The organism is Mycolicibacterium pyrenivorans, from assembly GCF_025821625.1.
Classification (GTDB): Bacteria; Actinomycetota; Actinomycetes; order Mycobacteriales; family Mycobacteriaceae; genus Mycobacterium; species Mycobacterium pyrenivorans.
Genome location: NZ_JACKSH010000087.1, coordinates 1 through 459, shown reverse-complemented (window position 1 = coordinate 459; position 459 = coordinate 1). Strand labels below are relative to the sequence as shown.

General features: G+C 68.6%; 1 pseudogene. It reads right to left on the bottom strand.

What is annotated here, in order from left to right:
- Positions 1 to 260, bottom strand: a pseudogene (locus H7I57_RS10825) (hypothetical protein); the annotation flags it as partial.
- Between the last annotated feature and the right edge of the window lie 199 nt (positions 261 to 459).

Genomic DNA, 459 nt, shown 5'->3' with positions numbered 1-459 from the left:
GGCGGAGCCAGCGGAACGAACCCGTGACCGCCGCCACCATGCCCCGGCCCGCCATACCCCGGTCCACCGTGGCCGTGTCCACCATGGCCGTGTCCACCCCCGTGCGGCCGGTTGAAGCCGTAGTCGACGCTCGGGCCGGACCCCGGTGCCGCCAGCGCTGCAGCGGGGACCACACCGGCGCCCAGTGCGAGTCCGCCGGCGACGGCAACGGCGCCGATCAGCACACGAGTCGGACGAGGCACCTTTCGGTTTCGGATCATGTCGGGTCTTCCTTTCAGAGAATTCCACATGGGCGGCCGCCACATTGCGGCTGCACACCCCGTTTGTGCTCCAGACCGCTGCGCGCTCCGAAATCATCGGTAGCCCAGTGGGATACGCACATCGCGAGCAACGGCCTTGGCCTGACCGGTGCGGCTGGGTCGGCGCACCGGTACACGCACTGTTCATCGTTGAACCTCA